This window comes from Rahnella perminowiae (genome assembly GCF_019049695.1).
GTDB classification, from domain to species: domain Bacteria; phylum Pseudomonadota; class Gammaproteobacteria; order Enterobacterales; family Enterobacteriaceae; genus Rahnella; species Rahnella perminowiae.
In genome coordinates, this window is record NZ_JAFMOT010000110.1 from 1 (window position 1) to 1237 (window position 1237).

A 1237-nucleotide genomic window follows, 5' to 3' on the forward strand; every position below is an offset into this window, starting at 1 on the left:
TGACCCTGACCCAAAATCCTGCTCCATTCAGAAACAGAATTCCGGCATGATAAACACTCCCCTGAACGGAGGTGGTGCCGATGAAAAAGTCACGATTCACCGAAGAGCAGATTGTTTTTGCCCTTAAGCAGGCTGAGCTGGGGACGTCAGTGCCGGACGTCTGTCGCAAGCTGGGCATTTCGGATGCCACTTTCTATACGTGGCGTAAAAAATACGGCGGCATTTCTCCTTCGGAACTGAAGCATATGCGGCAGCTGGAAGAGGAAAATCTGCGGCTGAAGAGGCTGGTTGCCGATCTGAGCCTCGACAAGGCGATGCTGCAGGACGTGCTGGCAAAAAAGAGCTGACGCTGGCACGCCTGCGCGAATGGGTCAGGGATTTGCAAGCCCGCTACGGTGCCAGTGAGAGACAGGTCTGTTTTGCGCTGCGGGTCAGCCGCAGCTCGTTTCGATATCGTTCTGTGGCCGCCGACGACAGCGCACTGCGGCTACGCATCCGTGAGATAACCGAAACCCGGGTTCATTACGGGTACCGCCGGGTATACGTGATGCTCAGGCGGGAAGGCTGGCGCGATAATCACAAAAGAATCTACCGCCTCTACTGTGAGCAGGGTCTGTCGCTGCGCCTCAAACGGCCACGTCGCAATAAATCGGCCCAGCGCCGCCAACCGCAGCCTCAGGGTCTGTATCCGAATCACGTCTGGGGCATGGATTTTGTCTCTGATGCGTTGTTTGACGGGCGACGACTGCGCCTGCTGACGGTTATCGACCTGTACACCCGCGAATGCCTGGGGATCTGCGTGGGGCAGAATTTGCGTTCAACAGAAGTGGCAGAAATGCTGAATAGCATAGCGCTCAGACGTCCTTTACCTCAGTTGCTGAAAACCGATAATGGTTCTGAATTTGCAGGGAAAATGCTGGACAGATGGGTGTACGAAAGAGGCATCAGAATCGACTTCTCACGCCCGGGAACACCGACGGACAATGCGACGGTGGAGTCCTTCAACGGCAGGTTAAGGCAGGAATGTCTGAACGAGAACTGGTTTATGTCTTTGGAGGATGCACGGTGCAAAATCGAGGCCTGGCGCATACACTATAACCAGAGGCGTCCCCATTCTGCGCTGGGCTGGATGACCCCGTCAGAATTTGCTGAGAAGTCTGCCGGTTGCCAGAATACACAACCAACATGAAGCCGGTTATTCCTGATTATGAATGGATCACATACGGGGAGCGGGTCA

General features: G+C 55.0%; 1 protein-coding gene. It reads left to right on the forward strand.

Going from position 1 to position 1237, the window contains the following annotated elements:
- The first annotated feature begins 80 nt into the window (after positions 1-80).
- A protein-coding gene (locus J1781_RS00575) for an IS3 family transposase (RefSeq protein ID WP_377434635.1) occupies positions 81-1189 on the forward strand; the annotation gives its coding sequence in 2 pieces (ribosomal slippage) (positions 81-342 and positions 342-1189; 1110 coding nt in all).
- The last annotated feature ends 48 nt before the right edge of the window (positions 1190-1237 follow it).